Source organism: Streptomyces roseochromogenus subsp. oscitans DS 12.976, from assembly GCF_000497445.1.
In the GTDB taxonomy this organism is placed as follows: domain Bacteria; phylum Actinomycetota; class Actinomycetes; order Streptomycetales; family Streptomycetaceae; genus Streptomyces; species Streptomyces oscitans.
The window spans coordinates 2,839,111-2,856,465 of the sequence record NZ_CM002285.1; the positions used below are offsets into that span (position 1 = coordinate 2,839,111).

General features: G+C 71.3%; 17 protein-coding genes. 8 read left to right on the plus strand and 9 right to left on the minus strand.

From position 1 onward, the window contains the following. From M878_RS62095 to M878_RS62120, 6 genes are all read left to right on the plus strand, one after another. Nucleotides 1-818: aminotransferase class I/II-fold pyridoxal phosphate-dependent enzyme (locus M878_RS62095; protein ID WP_023546622.1), on the plus strand; the 818-nt coding region annotated here is incomplete at its 5' end. 20 nt (nt 819-838) lie between these two features. After that, nucleotides 839-1,768 (plus strand): hypothetical protein, encoded by a 930-nt coding sequence (locus tag M878_RS62100; protein WP_023546623.1) that lies wholly within the window; start codon nt 839-841, stop codon nt 1,766-1,768. Then, nucleotides 1,765-3,153: an NtaA/DmoA family FMN-dependent monooxygenase gene (locus M878_RS62105; RefSeq protein WP_023546624.1), complete on the plus strand. Its 1,389-nt coding sequence runs from the start codon at nt 1,765-1,767 to the stop codon at nt 3,151-3,153. Before M878_RS62100 ends, M878_RS62105 begins: the two co-directional genes overlap by 4 nt. Then, entirely contained in the window at nt 3,150-4,373 is a 1,224-nt protein-coding gene (locus M878_RS62110) for an LLM class flavin-dependent oxidoreductase (RefSeq protein ID WP_023546625.1), read from the plus strand. Before M878_RS62105 ends, M878_RS62110 begins: the two co-directional genes overlap by 4 nt. Next, nucleotides 4,370-5,521, plus strand: a complete 1,152-nt coding sequence (locus tag M878_RS62115; RefSeq protein ID WP_023546626.1) for an acyltransferase family protein — start codon at nt 4,370-4,372, stop codon at nt 5,519-5,521. Before M878_RS62110 ends, M878_RS62115 begins: the two co-directional genes overlap by 4 nt. Before the next feature lie 676 nt (nt 5,522-6,197). Further along, nucleotides 6,198-7,397 carry a hypothetical protein gene (locus M878_RS62120; protein ID WP_245238084.1) on the plus strand — a complete coding sequence of 400 codons (1,200 nt, stop codon included), beginning with the start codon at nt 6,198-6,200 and terminating at the stop codon, nt 7,395-7,397. A 9-nt stretch (nt 7,398-7,406) separates the two neighbouring features. Here M878_RS62120 and M878_RS62125 read toward each other — a convergent pair whose 3' ends face one another. The 4 genes from M878_RS62125 to M878_RS62140 all read right to left on the minus strand — a co-directional run bounded on the left by M878_RS62125 (nt 7,407) and on the right by M878_RS62140 (nt 11,330). Continuing rightward, the gene (locus M878_RS62125; protein ID WP_245238085.1) at nt 7,407-9,836 is read right to left on the minus strand and encodes a tetratricopeptide repeat protein; all 2,430 of its coding nucleotides are present in this window, start codon (nt 9,834-9,836) and stop codon (nt 7,407-7,409) included. A 78-nt stretch (nt 9,837-9,914) separates the two neighbouring features. Beyond that, complete coding sequence (locus M878_RS62130) at nt 9,915-10,802, minus strand: class I SAM-dependent methyltransferase (RefSeq protein WP_023546629.1); 888 nt, start codon at nt 10,800-10,802, stop codon at nt 9,915-9,917. Next, nucleotides 10,799-11,149 carry a VOC family protein gene (locus M878_RS62135; RefSeq protein WP_023546630.1) on the minus strand — a complete coding sequence of 117 codons (351 nt, stop codon included), beginning with the start codon at nt 11,147-11,149 and terminating at the stop codon, nt 10,799-10,801. The genes M878_RS62130 and M878_RS62135 overlap by 4 nt, the downstream gene beginning before the upstream one ends. A gap of 1 nt (nt 11,150) precedes the next feature. Further along, nucleotides 11,151-11,330: a hypothetical protein gene (locus M878_RS62140; RefSeq protein WP_023546631.1), complete on the minus strand. Its 180-nt coding sequence runs from the start codon at nt 11,328-11,330 to the stop codon at nt 11,151-11,153. A 162-nt stretch (nt 11,331-11,492) separates the two neighbouring features. On the opposite strand from M878_RS62140, the gene M878_RS62145 reads away from it, so the two are divergent. Beyond that, nucleotides 11,493-12,530 (plus strand): phosphatidylinositol-specific phospholipase C domain-containing protein, encoded by a 1,038-nt coding sequence (locus tag M878_RS62145; RefSeq protein WP_031224795.1) that lies wholly within the window; start codon nt 11,493-11,495, stop codon nt 12,528-12,530. Between the two features lie 95 nt (nt 12,531-12,625). Then, nucleotides 12,626-13,183, plus strand: a complete 558-nt coding sequence (locus M878_RS62150) for a glycoside hydrolase family 25 protein (protein ID WP_023546633.1) — start codon at nt 12,626-12,628, stop codon at nt 13,181-13,183. A gap of 19 nt (nt 13,184-13,202) precedes the next feature. On the opposite strand, the gene M878_RS62155 is transcribed toward M878_RS62150, so the two are convergent. The 5 genes from M878_RS62155 to M878_RS62175 form a co-directional block, all read right to left on the minus strand. Continuing rightward, nucleotides 13,203-13,862 (minus strand): NADPH-dependent F420 reductase, encoded by a 660-nt coding sequence (locus M878_RS62155; RefSeq protein WP_023546634.1) that lies wholly within the window; start codon nt 13,860-13,862, stop codon nt 13,203-13,205. A 479-nt stretch (nt 13,863-14,341) separates the two neighbouring features. Continuing rightward, nucleotides 14,342-14,554: an EF-hand domain-containing protein gene (locus tag M878_RS62160; protein WP_023546635.1), complete on the minus strand. Its 213-nt coding sequence runs from the start codon at nt 14,552-14,554 to the stop codon at nt 14,342-14,344. A gap of 59 nt (nt 14,555-14,613) precedes the next feature. Continuing rightward, nucleotides 14,614-15,525, minus strand: a complete 912-nt coding sequence (locus tag M878_RS62165; protein ID WP_023546636.1) for a helix-turn-helix domain-containing protein — start codon at nt 15,523-15,525, stop codon at nt 14,614-14,616. 131 nt (nt 15,526-15,656) lie between these two features. Continuing rightward, nucleotides 15,657-16,844, minus strand: a complete 1,188-nt coding sequence (locus M878_RS62170; protein WP_023546637.1) for a YncE family protein — start codon at nt 16,842-16,844, stop codon at nt 15,657-15,659. Then, a partial coding sequence (locus M878_RS62175) for a polysaccharide deacetylase family protein (protein ID WP_023546638.1) occupies nt 16,844-17,355 on the minus strand: 512 nt, incomplete at its 5' end. The genes M878_RS62175 and M878_RS62170, both read right to left, overlap by 1 nt.

Sequence of the window (17,355 nt, forward strand, 5' to 3'; positions counted from 1 at the left end):
CGCGCGCCGCCGGGCGGGACCCGCGCGCCGTGGTGGTGACGGTGCCGGACAACCCGACCGGCACCGTCGCCTCCGCCGCGACCGTGCGGGGCCTGGCCGAGGCAGCCCGCGACCTCGACCTCGTCCTGGTCTCCGACGAGATCTACGGCGACCTCGTCCACGATCCCGACCGTGCCGCGGTCTCCCCGGCGAGGTATGCCCCCGAGCGCACGGTCGTCACCACCGGGCTCACCAAGAACCTGGCGCTGGGCGGCTGGCGCACCGGCGTGGCACGGCTGCCCGACAGCCCCGCCGGACACGAGCTGCGCACGCGGCTGGTCTCCGTCGCCAGCCAGATCTGGTCCAGCCCGCCGGCCCCGGTGCAGACGGCCGCGGCCTACGCCTTCGCCGAGCCGGCGGAGATCACCGGGCGGATCGCGGCGAGCCGGCGACTGCACGCGGCGGTGGTGCGTGCGGCAGCCGCGAGCTTCACAGCGGTCGGCGCGGACCTCGCGCCGGTGACCGCCACCTGCTACCTCTACCCGGACTTCGAGCCGCTGCGCGCCCGCCTCACCGAGGCACATGGCGTAAGCGGCGGCGAGGACATCGTCCGGTTCCTCGTCGAGCGCCACGGCGTCGGCGTCCTCCCGGCGAGCGCGTTCGGCGAGCCGGGCAGCGCGCTGCGGATCCGTGCCGCCACCAGCCGCCTGTACGGCGACACCGACGAGCAGCGCACCGCCGCGCTGACCGCTCCCGACCCGCTCACCCTGCCCTGGATCCGCCAGTCCCTCACCCACCTCGGCGAGGCTCTGGCGGACCTGACCGATCCCCGGCCCTGACCGCATCTGGAGGCTTCCGCATGTCCCAGTCACTGCCGCCCGTCCTCACCGAGGTCGCCTACGACGGCGGTCGTTACGTCACCTTCGGCCGGCCCGAGCCGGGCGAACCGCAGACGCTGCACCGGGTCGCCGAGGGCGCCCTGGCCGCCGCGTTCACCACCACCGACGGCTCCCCGGACGCCGTCCGGGCCGCCCTTGCCGACGACGGCGAGACCGTCGCAGTCAGCGCCGGGGCCCCGGGGGTGCGCCCGCTGGTTCCGCTGCTGCCCCCGGCGTCCGGCTCCGCGCTGCTCAGCGGCTTCATGGGCACGCACAAGAAGAAGTGGGGCGGACAGAGTGCCCCGCAGGACGCCGAGTTCACACCGCCCAAGTGGTTCTTCAAGGGGTTCGGCGACTGGGCCCGGCTGCCCGGCGAGCCCCTGACCGTCCCCGCCCGCCCGGTCGCGCTCATCGAGGAGCCGGAGGTCGTGCTCGTGTACGTCAACGACGCCGACGGCACGCCGCACTACGCCGGTTACACCTTCGGCAACGACCTGTGCGACATCGGCCTGCACCGCAAGGACCCTGGCTACAACCCGTACTGCAAGCTGTGCGACACCGCGCTCGCGCCCTGGCTGTTCCTCGGCCCGCCGCCGCGCTCGGCGACCGGCCGCGTCACCATCGTGCGGGACGGCGCGACCGCCTGGGAGGGCAGCTTCGACTGCGGCGGCGACGCGCTGTACTTCCGGGTCCGGGACATGGTCGACCACCTGTTCTCCTTCCCGGCGGTGCGCCGACCCGGCCTGGTCAACTACGTGCTGCTCGGCGCGGACGAGGCCAGCTTCCACGACGGCTTCCGGATCGCCGACGGCGACCGCATCGGCATCGACGTCAAGAGCCACGGCGTCACCTTCGAGAACACGGTGCGGTACGTCTCCCCGGCCCCCGCCGCCGCGCTCCCGGCCTCATGAGCGGCCCGCCCGCCGCCGGACGCAAACAGGTACACCTGGCGGCCCAGCTGCCCGGCATCCACAACGTGACCGTCTGGTCGGACCCGCGCGCCAGGAGCCAGATCGCCTTCGACTCCTTCCTGCACCTCGCGCAGACCGCCGAACGCGGCCGGTTCGACTTCTTCTTCCTGGCCGAGGGCCTCAGACTGCGCGAGCACAAGGGGCAGCTGTACGACCTGGACGTGGTCGGCCGGCCGGACAACCTCACCCAGCTGAGCGCCCTGGCCGCGGTCACCACCCGGCTCGGACTCGCCGCGACCGTCAACGCCACCTTCAACGAGCCCTACGAGGTGGCGCGCCGGCTGGCCACCCTCGACCACCTCAGCGCCGGGCGCACCGCCTGGAACGTGGTCACCAGCTCCGACGCCTTCACCGGCGAGAACTTCCGGCGCGGTGGTTTCCTCGCCGAGGCCGACCGCTACGCACGCGCGGCCGAGTTCCTGGCGACCGCGCGCGAGCTGTGGGACAGCTGGGCCGACGGCGATGTGCGCGCCGACGCCGTGGCCGGGGCGTACCTCCGGCCCGGCGCCGGCCGTTTCGCGCACCGCGGGCGGCACTTCGACATCTCCGGCCGCTTCACCACCCCTCGCCCTCCACAGGGGCACCCGGTGATCATCCAGGCGGGCGACTCCGACACGGGCCGCGAGTTCGCCGCCGCCGAGGCCGACGTCGTCTTCAGCAAGTACAACCGGCTCGACCAGGCCCGCAGCTTCTACCGTGACGTCAAGGGACGCCTGGCGCGGCACGGTCGCACCCCGGACCGGCTGAAGATCCTGCCCACGGCCACCGTGGTGGTGGCGGACAGCGACGCGGAGGCTGCCGCCTACGCCGACGAGATCACCCGCGCCCAGGTGAGCCCGCAGACCGCGATCGCCCACCTGGAGGCCGTCTGGGGCCGTGACCTGTCCGGCTACGACCCCGACGGCCCGCTGCCGGACATCGACCCCGACCCCGACTCGCTGACGCTGAAGGGCCATTCACTGTTCCGCCGGGGCCGCGCCGAGACCGCGCGGCGCTGGCGGGCCCTCGCCGAGCGGCGCGGCCTGAGTATCCGCGAACTGGTCATCGAGATCAGCGGCGGCCAGACCTTCGTCGGCGCCCCGCGCACCGTCGCCGACGCGATCGACCACTTCGTGCAGACCGGCGGCGCCGACGGCTTCGTCCTCGTCCCGCACCTGACCCCTACCGGCCTGGACGACTTCGTGGCCCGGGTCGTTCCACTGCTCCAGGAAGAGGGCGTGTTCCGGCCGGACTACACGAGCAGGACGCTCCGTGACCACCTGGGCCTGCCGCACGACAGGGGAGAAGACACGGCAGACCCGGCTGCCGAGGAGGAGGCCTCGTGACCGCATCCCCGCTGCACCTCGCCGTCGCCCTGGACGGCGCCGGCTGGCACCCGGCGGCCTGGCGGGCCGAGGACGCCCGGCCCGGCGCGCTGTTCACCGCCCAGTACTGGGCAGACCTGGTCACGGAAGCCGAGCACGGCATGCTCGACTTCGTCACCTTCGAGGATGCGCTCGGCATACAGTCCGCCGCCTTCCACCGGCCCGACGACCGCACCGACCAGGTGCGCGGCAGTCTGGACGCGGTCCTGCTCGCGGCTCGCATGGCACCGCTCACCACGCACATCGGCCTGGTCCCGACCGCGAACGTCACCCATACGGAGCCGTTCCACGTAGCCACCGGCATCGCCACCCTCGACCATGCGAGCAAAGGCCGGGCCGGCTGGCGCCCGCAGATCGCCGCGCGCGCCGCCGACGCCACCCACTTCGGCCGCCGTACGACGCCGCAGCTCACCGACGACGACGTGCGCGACCCGGAGCGCATCGGCCGGCGGCTGCGCCCGCTGTTCGACGAGGCCACCGACGTGGTGGAGGTCGCCCGGCGGCTGTGGGACAGCTGGGAGGACGACGCGGAGATCCGGGACGCGGCCACCGGCCGCTTCATCGACCGCGGCAAGGTCCACCACATCGACTTCGCGGGCGCCCACTTCGGTGTCCGGGGCCCTTCGATCATCCCACGCCCGCCGCAGGGACAACCGCTTGTGACGAGCCTGGCGCACGCCATGGTCCCGTACGAGTTCGCGACGCGCTCGTGCGACGTCGTGTACGTCACGCCGCACGACCGGGCGGGGGCCGCGGCGATCGTTGCCCAGGTGGACGAAGCCGCCGGCCGCTCCGGCCGCGACATGCGGGCCTGGCCACTGCTCCGGTTCGCGGAACTCCTCGTCTTCCTGGACGCCGAGCCGCGCGCCGCCACGCACCGCAAGACCCACCTCGATTCCCTCGACGGCGCCGAACTCACCTCCGATGCCGAGGTGTTCACCGGCACTCCCGGCGAACTCGCCGACCTGCTGCTGGACTGGCGCGAGGCGGGGCTCGACGGCTTCCGGATTCGCCCCGGCACGCTGCCGCACGACCTCGTTCAGATCACTCGCGGGCTGGTACCCGAGCTGCAGCGGCGCGGAGCGTTCCGCACCGCGTACGACGCGACGACGCTGCGCGGCCACCTGTGCCTGGCGCGCCCCAACAGCCGCTATTCGCAGGAGAGGCAGACCAGAAAGTGACGGTTCTCACGCAGGCCCGCCCGGCAGCGAGACAACTCACCTTCATCGCTGCCACCCGCCTGCTGCCGTCCTTCTGTATCCTCGCGTCGCATCTGTCCTTCGAGCAGGTCTTCAAGGACCGGACGGTGCAGGAGACGTACTACCGCATCTTCAACCCGGCGGGCTTCAACGCGGTGTCGTTCTTCATCGTCCTCAGCGGCTTCATCCTGACGTGGATATCCGCAGAGCGCCCGCCGGACCGCGGCTTCCGGGCCCGCCGACTGCTGCGCATCCTGCCGGTGCACTTCCTGACCTGGGCCGTGATCGTGTGCGCCTTCGCCGCCACCTTCTCGGCCACCGGCCTGTTCGCCACGCTCACCCTCCTGCAAGGCTGGTTCCCGGACCACGGCATCTACTGGGCGGCCAACGCCCCGGCGTGGACCCTGTCGACCGAACTCGTCCTGTACGCGGTGTTCCCGACCGCGTACAGGTTCCTGGTCCGCCGCGGTGACCAGTTCCTGTTCGGCCTGCTGACCGGTCTGATCGCGGTCGTGGTGCTGTTGCCGCTGGCTCTGCAACTCCTTCCGGACGGCACGACGTTCGCCAACGCAGCGTTCACGGAGCGCGGCCACCTCGTCCGTGTCTCCGAGTGGAAATACTGGCTCGTCTACGTCTTTCCGCTCACTCGCGTCCTGGAGGCGCTGTGCGGCATGGTGGTCTGCCTGCTGGTGTCGCGCGGCAGGTGGACGCGCAAAGTCCGGGTGCCCACCGCACTGCTCGTGTCGGCGGTGGTGGTCGAGGAGCTGTGGGCGCCGGTCCTGTTCGACCTGACGGCGTTGACGATCGTCCCGATCGCCCTGCTCATCGGCGCCTTGGCAGCCAAGGAGATCGGCCGTTGGAATGCCCCAGGTGCTACGGAGAACCGCGCCGTCGCCCGCGTCTCGGCCTACGGCAAGTACACCTTCGGTATTTACATGTACCAGTGGGCCTTCATCATGGTCTGCCAGCGGTATGTGCACCCCTGGGGCAACTCGGTCGCCGGGGGCGTGCTCTTGGTGATCGCCTTCTACGCGCTGTGCGTCGCCGTCTCCATGGTCTCCTACCGCTTCGTCGAGACCCCGGTCAACCGTTTCATGAAGCCTGCCATCGCTGCGTACACGAAGCGGTGACCCCTTGCGCGGCTTGTCGGGGCGGACTTGCGGTGAACATCATCGAATGCTGAAGTGAACCGCGTGACGGGTGGGGTGGCGATGGGTGGAGCGGCACGGGTGCGCGTGCCGGTGGGTGAGGATGCGGAGCGATGGGTCACACGGGTGGGGTGCCGCCGTGTGCTGTTCATCGTGCACAACGTGACGTCCGCTACGCGGCTGCTGGACGTGCTTCCGCTGTTCGACGGCGACCTGCGCGTCCAGATGGCCGCCACCTGCACCGGCTCGTCCCCGTTCCTCGCCGGGGTGCCCGAGCTGCTGGCACGGGCGGGGCTGCCGGTCCTGCCCTGGGAACAGGCCAAGGAGACGCCGTTCGACCTGGTGGTGTCCGCCAGTTACGGCGGTGAACTCGCTTCCGTGCAAGGTAAGTTGGCGGTGCTGTCACACGGGGTCGGATACAATAAAAGGCTGGCTACACCGGACACCGGACACCGGACACCGGACACCGGACACCGGACACCCGTCGCCCTCGTCCCCGCCCGTCTTCGGGCTGTCGCCCGACTGGCTCCTGGAAGACGGGCGTCCCCTCGCCAGCGCCACCGTCCTGTCCCACCCAGAACAGCTGGAGCGGCTGCGCTCGGCCTGTCCGGAGGCGGCGCCCACCGCGGTGCTCGCCGGGGACCCGTGCTATGACCGCATGCTTGCCGCGCTCCCCCAACGTGCCGCCTTCCGCCGTGCGTTGGGCGTGGGCCCGGGCCAGCGGCTGATCGTCGTCAGCTCGACCTGGGCGCCCCGTTCCCTCTTCGGCGGAGCCGCGGAGCCGGAGGCGGATGATCTGCTGCCCTGGCTGCTGTCCCGCCTCTCGGCCGAGCTGCCGGCCGACGAGTACCGGACCGTCGCGGTCCTGCATCCGAACATCTGGTACGGCCATGGGCCCGGGCAGGTCCGTGCCTGGCTGGACAACGCGCGGCGGGCCGGCCTCGACGCGATACCGCCGCTCGACGGGTGGCAACAGGCCCTGATCGCCGCCGACTGTGTCCTGGGGGATCATTCGAGCGTCACCTACTACGCGGCGTCCATAGGCATCCCCGTCGTCCTCGGGTCGTTCCCCCAGCAGGACCTCGACCCGCTGTCACCGGTCGCCGCCCTCGGCCGTACCGCTCCCCGACTCGTTCGCCGAGGCAGCCTGCGGGCACAGATCGACCAGGTCATCGCGGCGCACGACCCCGGCCGGTACAAGGAGCTCGCGGAGCAGACCAGTTCGGCACCGGGCGAGTCGGCCGCTCTGCTGCGCCGCCTGTTCTACGGCCTCATGGAGCTGCCCGAGCCGGACCGGCACTCCGCGCTGCTCGACCCGCTGCCGCTGCCGCCGTACCTGCCCGCCCGCCGTACCGCCCCGGTCCGCGTCCTCGTCGGCGGTATCGGCTCGCATCCGCCGGAGGTCTCCGTCGTCCGGTACGCCGTCGCGGGCGCCGGGCCCGGACCGGCGGTGTGTGCCGACTCCGCGCACACAGTCGTGGACGAGGAGACGCGGGAGACCGGGCGGCTGGGCATCGCCGACGTCGTCGTACGGTACGCGGCCGGGGACGATCCACGGCTCGGGCCGCCCGCCGCCTGGACGGCGGAGGCGCTGGACCGCTACCCGTACTGCGGGCTGGCCGCCTATGTCGACGGGCCGGACCGCTGTGTCGTACGCACCCGGGACGGTGACCTCGTGCGGCTGTCCGCCGCAGCGGCCCTCGACGGCCGGGCCGACCTGTGCGATCCCGCCGCCTACGCCTCCGCGCTGCACGCCTGGCTCGCGAGCGGCCGGAGCCTGGAGCGGGCCCTCCCCGGGATCACCGTACGCACCGGTGCCACCGCCCATCGGGTCGCCGTGGAGCCGCTCGCCCCGTGAGCCGGGTCCTCACGCCGCCAGCTCGGCCAGGCGCGCCCGTACGCGCGCCAGGCCGATGTGGTTCCCGTGCTCCTCGTAGGACACGGCCGCGGTACGCAGGTCCTCCGTCTCCTCGGCCGGGCGGTCCGACCGTCGGTGACAGCGGGCCCGCGCCTCGACGGCGTCGGCCAGTTGCAGTCCCGCGCCCGCCTCGGTCATCGCCTTGACGGCCTCGTCCAGGCACACGCGCGCCTGCTCCGCGTCCCCCGCGTCCAGGTGGGCGTCGCCCAGACTCATATAGACCCGGCCCGCGTTGTAGGCATCGCCACCGCCCGGCAGCCGGCGGAACCGCGCCAGGGCGTCGTTCAGCCGGGCGATGGCGGCGGCGAAGTCCCCCCGCTTGGTCTGGGCGCGGCCGATGTGGTGGGCCAGCAGGGCCGTGGCGCGCGGCACGTCCTCCGCTCCGTCCTCGCCCGGGCCGATACGGCGCAGAATCTCCTGCGCCTCCTCGAAGCACCGCTGGGCCGCCCCGAACTCCCACTGCCTGAGGCGGAGCAGCCCCAGCGCCTCGACGGCGGTCGCCTCGCCGCGGTGATGGCCGCAGGCCCGGTCCGCGGCCCGCGCCTGTGTGAGGGCATCCGCGGCCTCCGTCACCTGCCCGGCTCCCATGTGGGCGAAGGCCAGTTGCGTCCACATGCGGCCCACGGCGCGCGGGTCGCCGAACTCCTCCGCGCCGCGCCGGGCGGCCTCGACGCCGAGCAGGTGTGTGTCGATCCACTGGGCGTGGAAGCCGAGCAGCAGATGCAGGCCCCACATCGCCTCGCACAGTTGCCAGACGAGGTCGTCGAAGCCGTGGTGTGCGGCGGCCCGGATGACGGCCGCGAGGTTCTCCCGCTCGGCGCGCAGGTCGGCCAGGGCTCGCTTGCCGTCCTCGGGGTCGCGGTGTTCCGGGACGGTGAGCGCCTGGTAGGCGGGGCCGAGCCGCCAGCGGAGCGGCATGACCCGGAAGTCGAGTCCCGCCGCGAAGCGCAGATGCGCGACCGCCACGCGGCGGACGGCGGCCGCCATCCGGCCGTGCCCGTCCTCGGCCTCCGCGAGCCCGTGGGCGTGCGCCCGGGTCAGGTCGTGGAACCGGTAGCGCTCCTCGCCGACCTCCTCCAGCAGATGCACCCGGGCCAGCCTCTCCAGCAGCGCCCGCGCCTCGTCCTCGCTCACCCCGGCGGCCTGTGCCGCGCACAGCACGGTGACGGTCGGCCAGGGCCACACCGCGATCGCCCGGTAGAACGCAGCGCAGTCGGGGGCGAGTTGGCCGTAGGAGACGTCCTGGACGGCGCGCACGGGATCGGCCGAGGCGTCGGGGGCCGGTTCTCCCATGAGGGCACCTCCCAGGTCATGGCCGTGGCTACGGTCGGACAGCTGCCGCGCGACCCGTTCCCACGTCAGGTGTTCCCGGACGGCGAGGCCGGCGCCCGTGGTGCACAGGGCGAGGGGAATCCCACCTGTGCCCTGCGCCACCGCCTGGACGACGGCGTCCGGAGCCGCCGGGCGGCCGCTGCCGGCGACCCGCCTGATCAGCGTGACGGCGTCCTCGGTGGACAGCGGCCCCAGAGCATGCGGCCGGGCCCCGTGCCGGGACACGAGAAGTCCCTGCCGATACCGGCTCGTCACCAGCACCAGACACTCCGGGGACGCCGGGAGCAGCGGAATGACCTGGGCGTCGCCGCGGGCGTTGTCCAGTACGACGATCATGCGGCGCCCGGCCGTGCAGTCGAGGTACAGATCCCGCTGCCGTGCCTCGTCGCCCGGCACCATGGCGGCCGGCACCCCGAGCCGCTCCAGGAACCGCGCGAGCACGTCGGAGGGCCGGAGCGCCGTACCGTCCGACGCGCCTGCCAGGTCGGCGAACAGGACTCCGTCGGGAAACCGGTCCATCAGCTCGAACGCGCACCGGACCACGGCGGCTGTCTTGCCGATGCCACCCGGCCCGGTGAGTACGGCGATCGCCGGCGCACCCGGTGTACGCCCCTCCTCGTCCAGCAGTCCCCTGAGCCACGCGAGCACCTCCGCACGGTCGGTGAACACGGGCGTCGCCGGCGGCAGCATCTGCGGGCGGGAGGCGGCGTGTGCGACGGCGGGTACGGTGCGGGGCGACAGCCATGAGGCCTCACGGACCCACTCGGTCACCTCGCGGGCGAACTCCGGTGAGCTGCGGGCCAGTTCCAGCAGCTGCCGGGCCGCCGCGGTCTGCGCGTCCTCGGTGACGGGGAGGGTGGGGTGGCGTGAACCGCCCTCTCCAGGGCCGGAGTTCGCCTCGGCGTCGGCCCCGGCACGGCGGCCCCGGCTCAGCAGGTCATAGAGCCGCTCGGAGGTCCGTCGACCCGCCTCGCCGCCCGCTCCGGAGAGGGCGCCCGAGACGACCGTACCGACAGCCGAGAGCGCCATGCCCATCAACGGTTCCACCTGGACTCCCCCAACTCGCCGTTGTAGCCATGGTATCGACGCGTCGGGGGCGTCAGGCCGGAACGGCGGACGGCGGGTTCACGTGGTGGCCAGCAGCAGGTCCTCCCCGGTCGACGGGCGCAGGCCGTCGGTGCGGCCGGTGAAGTACCGCTCGGCGAGTGCGGTGCCCGGCACATGCCGGGCCTGCGCGAAGCCCGCCTCGCGGGCCAGGCTCAGCATCTCCGCGGGGGTGTAGAAGCTGCGGAACGGCGTGCCCGCGCTGCGCGCCCCGGCGGTGCTGGTACGCAGGCCCGGGCGGTCGGCCTCAGCCACGAGGTCTTCCGGCAGCAGGAAGGTCATGGCGAGGGTCGAGCCGGGGGCCAGCTGGGCGATCTGGCGCAGGGTCGCGGCGGTGGCCTCCTCGGTGAGGTACATGGTGACGCCGCTGGAGGCGACGACCGCCGGCCGGCCGGGGTCGAATCCGGCCGCGGTCAGCTGCTCCCGCCAGGTGCCGCCGCTCGCCTCGAAGTCGACCGGCACCAGGTGCAGCCAGTCGGGGACGCCGTAGCCGAGAGCGGTGAGACGCCGGCGCTTCCATTCCTGCGGGCCCGGCTGGTCGACCTCGAAGACGCGCAGCCGGGACGCGGCCCGCGGGGCGCGCTGGGCGAAGGTGTCGAGACCGGCGCCCAGCAGGACGTACTGGTCGACACCCCGGCCGGCCTGCTCCGTGACCAGGTCCTCGATGAACCGGGCGCGGGCGACGACGGCCGCGCGGAACCCGCGGGTGGCCCGCGGGTCCATGTCGGGGCGCGCACGCCAGTCGGGGCCGGGGTCCGCGATGCGCAGGCCGATCTCGTCCTCCAGCACCTGCGGGGGCGGGTCGGCCCGGACATGCATCGCCCGCCACAGGGCGCAGCGCACGGCGGTGTGGTCCGGGGTCCCGGTCCGTGCGTCCGCCGGTGCGCCGGGGGTGCCGTCGGCCGTCACGGCTGTTCCTTCCGCGGGGCCTGGAGGCTCCACAGGCGTCCGTCGGGGTCGCGGACGGTCATCAGGCGGGTGCCGAAGTGGGTGTCCTCGAACGGCGTGACCACCTCGACGGCGGGATCGGCGCGGAACGCGTCCGCGTCCGGCACCTTCAGCACGATCTGCGTCTGCGGCTCGCGGTCCTCGGGGATCTCGGCGATGAACACATACGGTCCGTCGCCGTTGCGGAGCTGCCCGGAGTTGTGGTCGGTCGCGAACTCCAGGTCGTAGCCCAGCGCCTGGAAGAACTTTGCCGCCCTGCCCCAGTTGTGCGTCTCCAGGAACACGGCCTCGATGCCTTCGGTCGCCATGTCAGGTCTCCTTCTCGGTCGACTGCTGTTCCCGCTCCTGGGCGTCGTCGAGGTAGGCACGCAGCGCGTCCGCGACCAGTGCCGACAAGGACGAGCCCGACTCGATGGCGCGGTACTTGACCTGCTTGATCAGTCCGATCGGCAGGTACACGTTGAACTGCTTGACTTCCTCATCACCCACACTTCGAAGCTAGCATGCTAGCAATCTAGCCGCCAGCCATGATGCACCGCGCCCTGCCGCTCGACAGCCGGGAGTGGCTGATGTTCCTCCAGGAGCTACCGCGCAGTAACCGCTTGCTCCTACGCTGCCCCCAACTCGACGCAAACGAAGGGAAGTTGAGCGATGGGCGCAGTGAGACGGGTGGCGGCACTCCTGGGAGCGGCCGCTCTGCTGATGGCGGGGCCGGGCAACGCGCACGCGGCGGCGCCCAGGTTCTCCGAGACGACGGCGATCGGCACGCACAACGCGTACGAGAAGGCCAAGTACACGTACTTCGCACAGGCGCTGGACTCCGGCGCCTCACTGCTGGAGCTGGACGTGTACGTGGACAGCATCAGTCACCGCTGGCGGGTCAGCCACAGCAATCCGTTCGGCAACGACAACAACTGCGAGGCCGCGAAGACCCCGGGCGAGCTGTACAGCAAGGACCGCGACCAGGACCTCGGCAGCTGCCTGGACAACATGGCCGCCTGGAACCAGCTCCACCCCGGCCACCCGCCGATCGTCATCAAGGTCGAGATGAAGGTCGGCTTCAACAACAACGCCGGCATGGGACCGGACGAGTTCGACACGCTCGTGTCCCAGAAGCTCGGCGGCAGCGTCTACAAGCCGGCCGAGCTGCTGGGCGGCACCTACAGCACGCTCGACGCTGCGGCGAAGGCGAACGCCTGGCCGAGCCGCGACTCCCTCAAGGGCAAGTTCGTCTTCGAGATGATCCCCGGCACGGTCGAGATGGCCAATCCCTTCGACCACTACTGGACGGACCAGGAGTACGGCGACCATCTGCGCGACCTGTACGCGGCCGGGAACATCTCCCAGGCCGAGGCCTTCCCCGCGGTGCTGGGCGCGGCGGGCGGAGACCCGCGGGCCACCCGCTGGGCCTCCGACACCTCGATCCGGCCCTGGTTCGTGTTCTTCGACGGTGACGCGGCCACCTATGTGAACATAGGCTACGACACCTCGTTCTACTCCACGAACCACTACCTCTCGATCATGACCGACGCCTACAACGTGTCCCCGGCCATCTCCTCCACGAATCCGACGGACGCCGAGGTCGCCGCCCGGCTGGCGCTGCTGGCCAAGGACCACGCGAGCATCATCACCTCGGACTGGTCGGCGAAGTCCGCGTCGGTACTCAGTTCGACGGCCGCCCGGAGCTGACGTTCCCCGCCGCGGGGCGGATCGGGCGTGCCATCGTGGGGCATCACCTAAGCAGCAACTCCTTTCCCCCACCCGCTCTTCGAGGAGTCCCCCACATGCTCCGCGGCATCGACGTCAGCGCGTACCAGTCGTCCTCCTACGACACGAGTGGCCTCTCCTTCGCCTTCATCAAGGCGACGGAGGGCCATTCGTACGTCAACTCCCATGCCGGCGCCCAGGCGAAGACCGCCCGTGACGCCGGCCTGGTCGTGGGCTTCTATCACTTCCTGTGGCCCGGCGACCTCACCGTCCAGGCCGAGTACTTCGTGGCCAAGGCCCCGTCGAGGACGGGCGACATCCTCGCCGTCGACTGGGAGACCACCGGCGACGGCACCCACGCGAGCAACTCGGAGAAGGACGCCTTCCTCCGGAAAGTGAAGCAGCTACGGCCGCACCACCGGGTCGTGCTCTACACGAACAGGGACTTCTGGTTGACGGTCGACACGACGTCCTATGCGGGCGACGGCCTCTGGATCGCCGACTACGTCACCGCGGGCAAGCCCCGCATCAAGGCGAAGTGGCTCTTCCACCAGTACACCAGCGAGCCCCACGACAAGGACGTGGCCAACTTCGCGAGCGAGGCGGCGCTGAAGGGCTGGGCCGACGGCGCATGAGCGTTGAAGGCGGCTGACGTCAGCCCCGGAAGTCCTCGGGGCGTTCCGGGGAGGCCTCGGCAAGAGCCTTCCTCACTCCTTCCACACCTGCGCGCAGGCCGTAGACCGGGGTACCGGGCTGCTGGCGCCAGGAGTCGTCGAGGCCGCCCGCGTCGACCGTGTCGAAACCGAGTTCGCCGACGAGGGCGCGGACGGTCCGCTTGGCCTGCTCGTCGTCGCCGGCGACCGGGACGGCGAGGCGCTCGGGGTCGCCCGCGGGGCGGGGGCGGTCCAGGATGTCCTGGGCGTAGGTGCCGTTGAACACCTTGATCACCGGGTGGCCGAGGTGGCGCTCGGTCCAGCGGCTCTCGGTGACGCCCTCGTCCTCGATGCCCGCGATCCGGCCGTCGCGCCCCGGGTAGTAGTTGCCGGTGTCGATCACCGCCACACCCTCGGCGGCGCCGTCCAGCAGGCCGGAGGGGAGGTGCGGGACCGCTTTGACGGGGACGGTGACGACGACGACCTGGGCGCCCTTGGCCGCGTCCTCGGCCCGGACCGCGGTCGCACCGGTCTCCTCGGCGAGTTGCCTGAGCGTCTCGGGGCCGCGGGAGTTGGCCACGGAGACGTCATGGCCGAGGGCGGTGAGCCGCCGGGTGAGGTTGCCGCCGATGTTGCCCGCGCCGATGATGCCGATCTTCATGACAGGCCTTCCGGATGAGTCCGCTTGCATGCACGTGCATGCGTCTGTTGTCGGCGTCAACCCCGGCCGCCGGGGACTATTCCTGCGTTACGGCGATCGGTTGCGGGCGGGCACGGACAGGTCAGAGGCGCACGACGATCTTGCCCGGGTGGCGCCGTGACTGACGTGGTGGCGGATGACAAGGGCGGGGCGGCTGCTGCGCCGCCAAGGCCTTCAAGCGGGAGTACGGGGTGGCACCGGGCAGTATCGCAGGCCGGCAGCGTAGGAGTCGGCTCCTGCCGGGCTACCGGGAGGCGAAGAAGTGGCGGGCGAAGACGCACCAGAAGATCGCGCGACGGCGGCAGGACGCGGCCCGCGAGTGCGCACGCGCTTCCGTCGTCGGAACGCACCTACACCTGCACCGCGTGCGGAGCCATGTCCCCCAGGGACAAGAACTCCGCACGCGTGATGCTCGTCCCTCCCTACGGGGAGGGGGGCAGTCACTTGTTCAGGTAGTCCCAGAACTCGTCGAACGACAGGACCTTGTCGCCGTTGAGGTCGCGCTGGTTGATGATGGACTGCGCCACCGTCTCGGTGACGTTCCAGTCACCTTCCTGAGCCAGAGCGGACTTGAACTCGGCAGCGGTGATGAACCCGTCACCGTTCGCGTCGATCCGGTCGAACTGCTTGCGTGCTTCCTCGATGTCCGCCACCGATCCGCCCCTTATATTCGTGTTTCTGCTGCCGTGCTGGCGTACTGACGCAGGTCAGATTAACGGCCCGGCCAGGCCTTCAGCGCGGCGACCACCCAGGCGAACTCCTCCTGGAACCTCTGCGGCTCCCCCTCGCCCTTGATCACGGACGCCAACTCCCGGTAGCGGACGACCTCGTTGCCAAGGTTGATCCGGCGGAGCACGGCCGCGCGGTCGGCGTCCGCGCCGAGCAGTTCGGTGAGGACGGCGTCGGCCTCGGGTGACTGCGGGGTGACTCCGCGTTCCCTGGCGGCGGCGACCAGCTCGACCAGCCGCTTGAAGAACATCGCCGAGGCGCCGGCCGGGGTGTCCGGGGTGCGGTCGGCGGCGTTGAACTCGATCATCCGGCGCATCACGGCCCGGAAGTCCCGGTTCTGCAGCAGTTCCGCCAGTTCCACCCAGGCGTCGACCTGCTCCGGCGTCGGGTCGTCCGGCAGCTGCACGCCGATGCTGCGGGTGCGCTCCCGGATCCAGGGGTCGGCCGTGTCCAGCCCGTGGAAGATCTCCTCCACGAAGTCGTCCACGATCCGCTGCCGCTCCGCGGCCGACAGCCGCGCCAGTTTGTTCATGAGTGCCGTCTCCTCTGCGCTGGAACCTCGTCGGGCGACCGTCGACAGCACCGCACGGGTCGTCTTCAGCGCCCGGATCTGCGTGTCCAGGGCCGCGACATGGGTGGCCGCGACCTCGGCGACGGTCCGCTCCCCGGCCAGCACCTTCCGTACGTCGTCCAGGCCGAGTCCCAGCTCGCGCAGGGTACGGATCAGCTCCAGGCGGGCGGCGGCTGCGCTGTCGTAGAGCCGGTAGCCGCCGGACGAGCGGGCGACCGGGGTGAGGACGCCTTCGTCGGACCAGTAGCGGATGGTGCGCACGGTCAGTCCGGTGGCCCGGGCCAGCGCGCCGATGGTGAGAAGTCCGGTGCCGTCTTCGGTCATGTCCGCGAGTCTGGGCCTTCCAGCGGGTGGAGACTCAAGGAGCGGGCCCTAGAACCTGTCCAGCGGCCCGCTCCCGAGGCGTCAGTCCGACTGACCCTGGTTCAACCGGCCGTGCTTCAACTCGCCCTGGTTCAGCGGAAGATGCCCGTGTGCCCGAGCGAGTAGCGGCCCGGCTGCGGGTAGACCGCGAGTCCGTGCGGGCCGCTGCCGACCTTGATTCGGGCCAGCTCCCTGCCCGTCCGGGTGTCGAGGGCGTACACCTCGGAGTTGTAGCGGCCGGACAGCCACAGGACCTTGCCGTCGACGGAGACGCCGCCCATGTCGGGGCTGCCGCCGCCGGGCAGGTGCCACTTCTTGGTGAGCCGGTTCTGCGTGAAGTCGAAGACGGAGATGGAGCCCTCGCCCCGGTTGGAGACGTACATCTCGCGGGAGTCACGGCTGATGTAGAGGCCGTGGGCGCCCTTGCCGGTGTACAGGAAACGGGGCCGGGTGAAATTGTTGCCGTCGAGGATCCACAGGCCGTTGGCGACCATGTCGGCGATGTAGAACAGCTTGCCGTCCGGGGAGATCTTGACGTCCTGCGGCATCGCCCCGCGGTACGGCAGCCGCTGCTGGCCGATGACCTTCATCTGCGCGGTGTCGACCTTGAGCAGCTCGCCGCTGAACTCGCAGGAGACGATGAAGTAGCGGCCGTCCGGGGAGAAGTCGGCATGGTTGACGCCGTAGCAGCGGACCGGGACGGTCTTGACGACCCTCATGGTGTGCGCGTCACGGAAGACCAGCTGGCGGTCCATGGAGGCCATGACGACGGCGTACTTGCCGTCGGGCGTGAAGTACAGGTTGTACGGGTCGTGCACGGCGACCGGCTTGCCGGCCTTGCCGGTGCTCGGGTCGATGGGGGTGAGGCTGTTGCCGAGGTCGTTGTTGACCCAGAGGGTCTTCAGGTCCCAGGACGGCACCACGTGCTGGGGCTGGCGGCCGACCGGGTACGTGTCGATGACCTTGTAGGTCTCCGGGTCGATGACACTGACGGTGTTGGAGTTGGTGTTGGGGACGTACACCCGGTTCGGGAAGTCCTTGACGACCGGCGACAGTTGGCCCGGGCGGTCGGCGGAGTAGAGGTCCTTGGAGTCCTCGACCGGCGGCATCCCTGGCAGCATGTCCATCTGCCGCCTGCCGTTCCCCACCTGGGCCGGCGCTTTGCTGTCCCTGGTGTTGTCCGCGTGGTGCTGAGATCCCGAAGTGCACGCGGACAGCAGCGTCAGTGCGGTGAGGGCGGCGCCGGCGGCCAGCAGGCGGGCGGCTTTCTTCGTTCTCATCAGCTCAGCAGCTCCGTGGTGGTGACCGCGCGCAGTCCGCGGCGGTCGAGTTCGTGGAGGAGATCGGGCAGGGCGGCGACGGTGTCCGGGTACCCGAAGTGCATGCTCACCACCGAGCCGCTGCGCACCTCGGCGAGAACCTTGTGGGTGACGGCGGCGGCGCCGGGGCGGGTGTAGTCGAGCGAGTCGACGTCGTACGACAGCACGTGCGGGTAGCCGGCGGCGCGGGCGAGCCGGGCGACCAGCGGGGACGCGGTCGGCGAACGGGAGGGCCGGAACCAGGTGCCGATGGATCCGGTGAGCCGCTTCAGCCGGTCCGCGCAGTCGGTGATCTCCTTGCGGGCGTCCGCCTCGGCCATGGTGTTGACGGAGATGTGCCGCTGGGTGTGGTTGCCGAGGTCGTGGCCGCCGTCGAGGATCCGGCGGGCGATGTCGGGGTGTTCGTCCAGCCAGGTGCCGACGGCGAGCACGGTGAGCTTGGCGCCGCGCTGCTCGGCCGTGCTCAGCAGCG

Coding starts and splice junctions, on each gene's coding strand:
- M878_RS62100 (WP_023546623.1), top strand. CDS start 839: ATGTCCCAGTCACTGCCGCCCGTCCTCACCGAGGTCGCCTACGACGGC.
- M878_RS62155 (WP_023546634.1), bottom strand. CDS start 13,862: ATGAAGATCGGCATCATCGGCGCGGGCAACATCGGCGGCAACCTCACC.
- M878_RS62150 (WP_023546633.1), top strand. CDS start 12,626: ATGCTCCGCGGCATCGACGTCAGCGCGTACCAGTCGTCCTCCTACGAC.
- M878_RS62145 (WP_031224795.1), top strand. CDS start 11,493: ATGGGCGCAGTGAGACGGGTGGCGGCACTCCTGGGAGCGGCCGCTCTG.
- M878_RS62135 (WP_023546630.1), bottom strand. CDS start 11,149: ATGGCGACCGAAGGCATCGAGGCCGTGTTCCTGGAGACGCACAACTGG.
- M878_RS62170 (WP_023546637.1), bottom strand. CDS start 16,844: ATGAGAACGAAGAAAGCCGCCCGCCTGCTGGCCGCCGGCGCCGCCCTC.
- M878_RS62105 (WP_023546624.1), top strand. CDS start 1,765: ATGAGCGGCCCGCCCGCCGCCGGACGCAAACAGGTACACCTGGCGGCC.
- M878_RS62120 (WP_245238084.1), top strand. CDS start 6,198: ATGCTTGCCGCGCTCCCCCAACGTGCCGCCTTCCGCCGTGCGTTGGGC.
- M878_RS62165 (WP_023546636.1), bottom strand. CDS start 15,525: ATGACCGAAGACGGCACCGGACTTCTCACCATCGGCGCGCTGGCCCGG.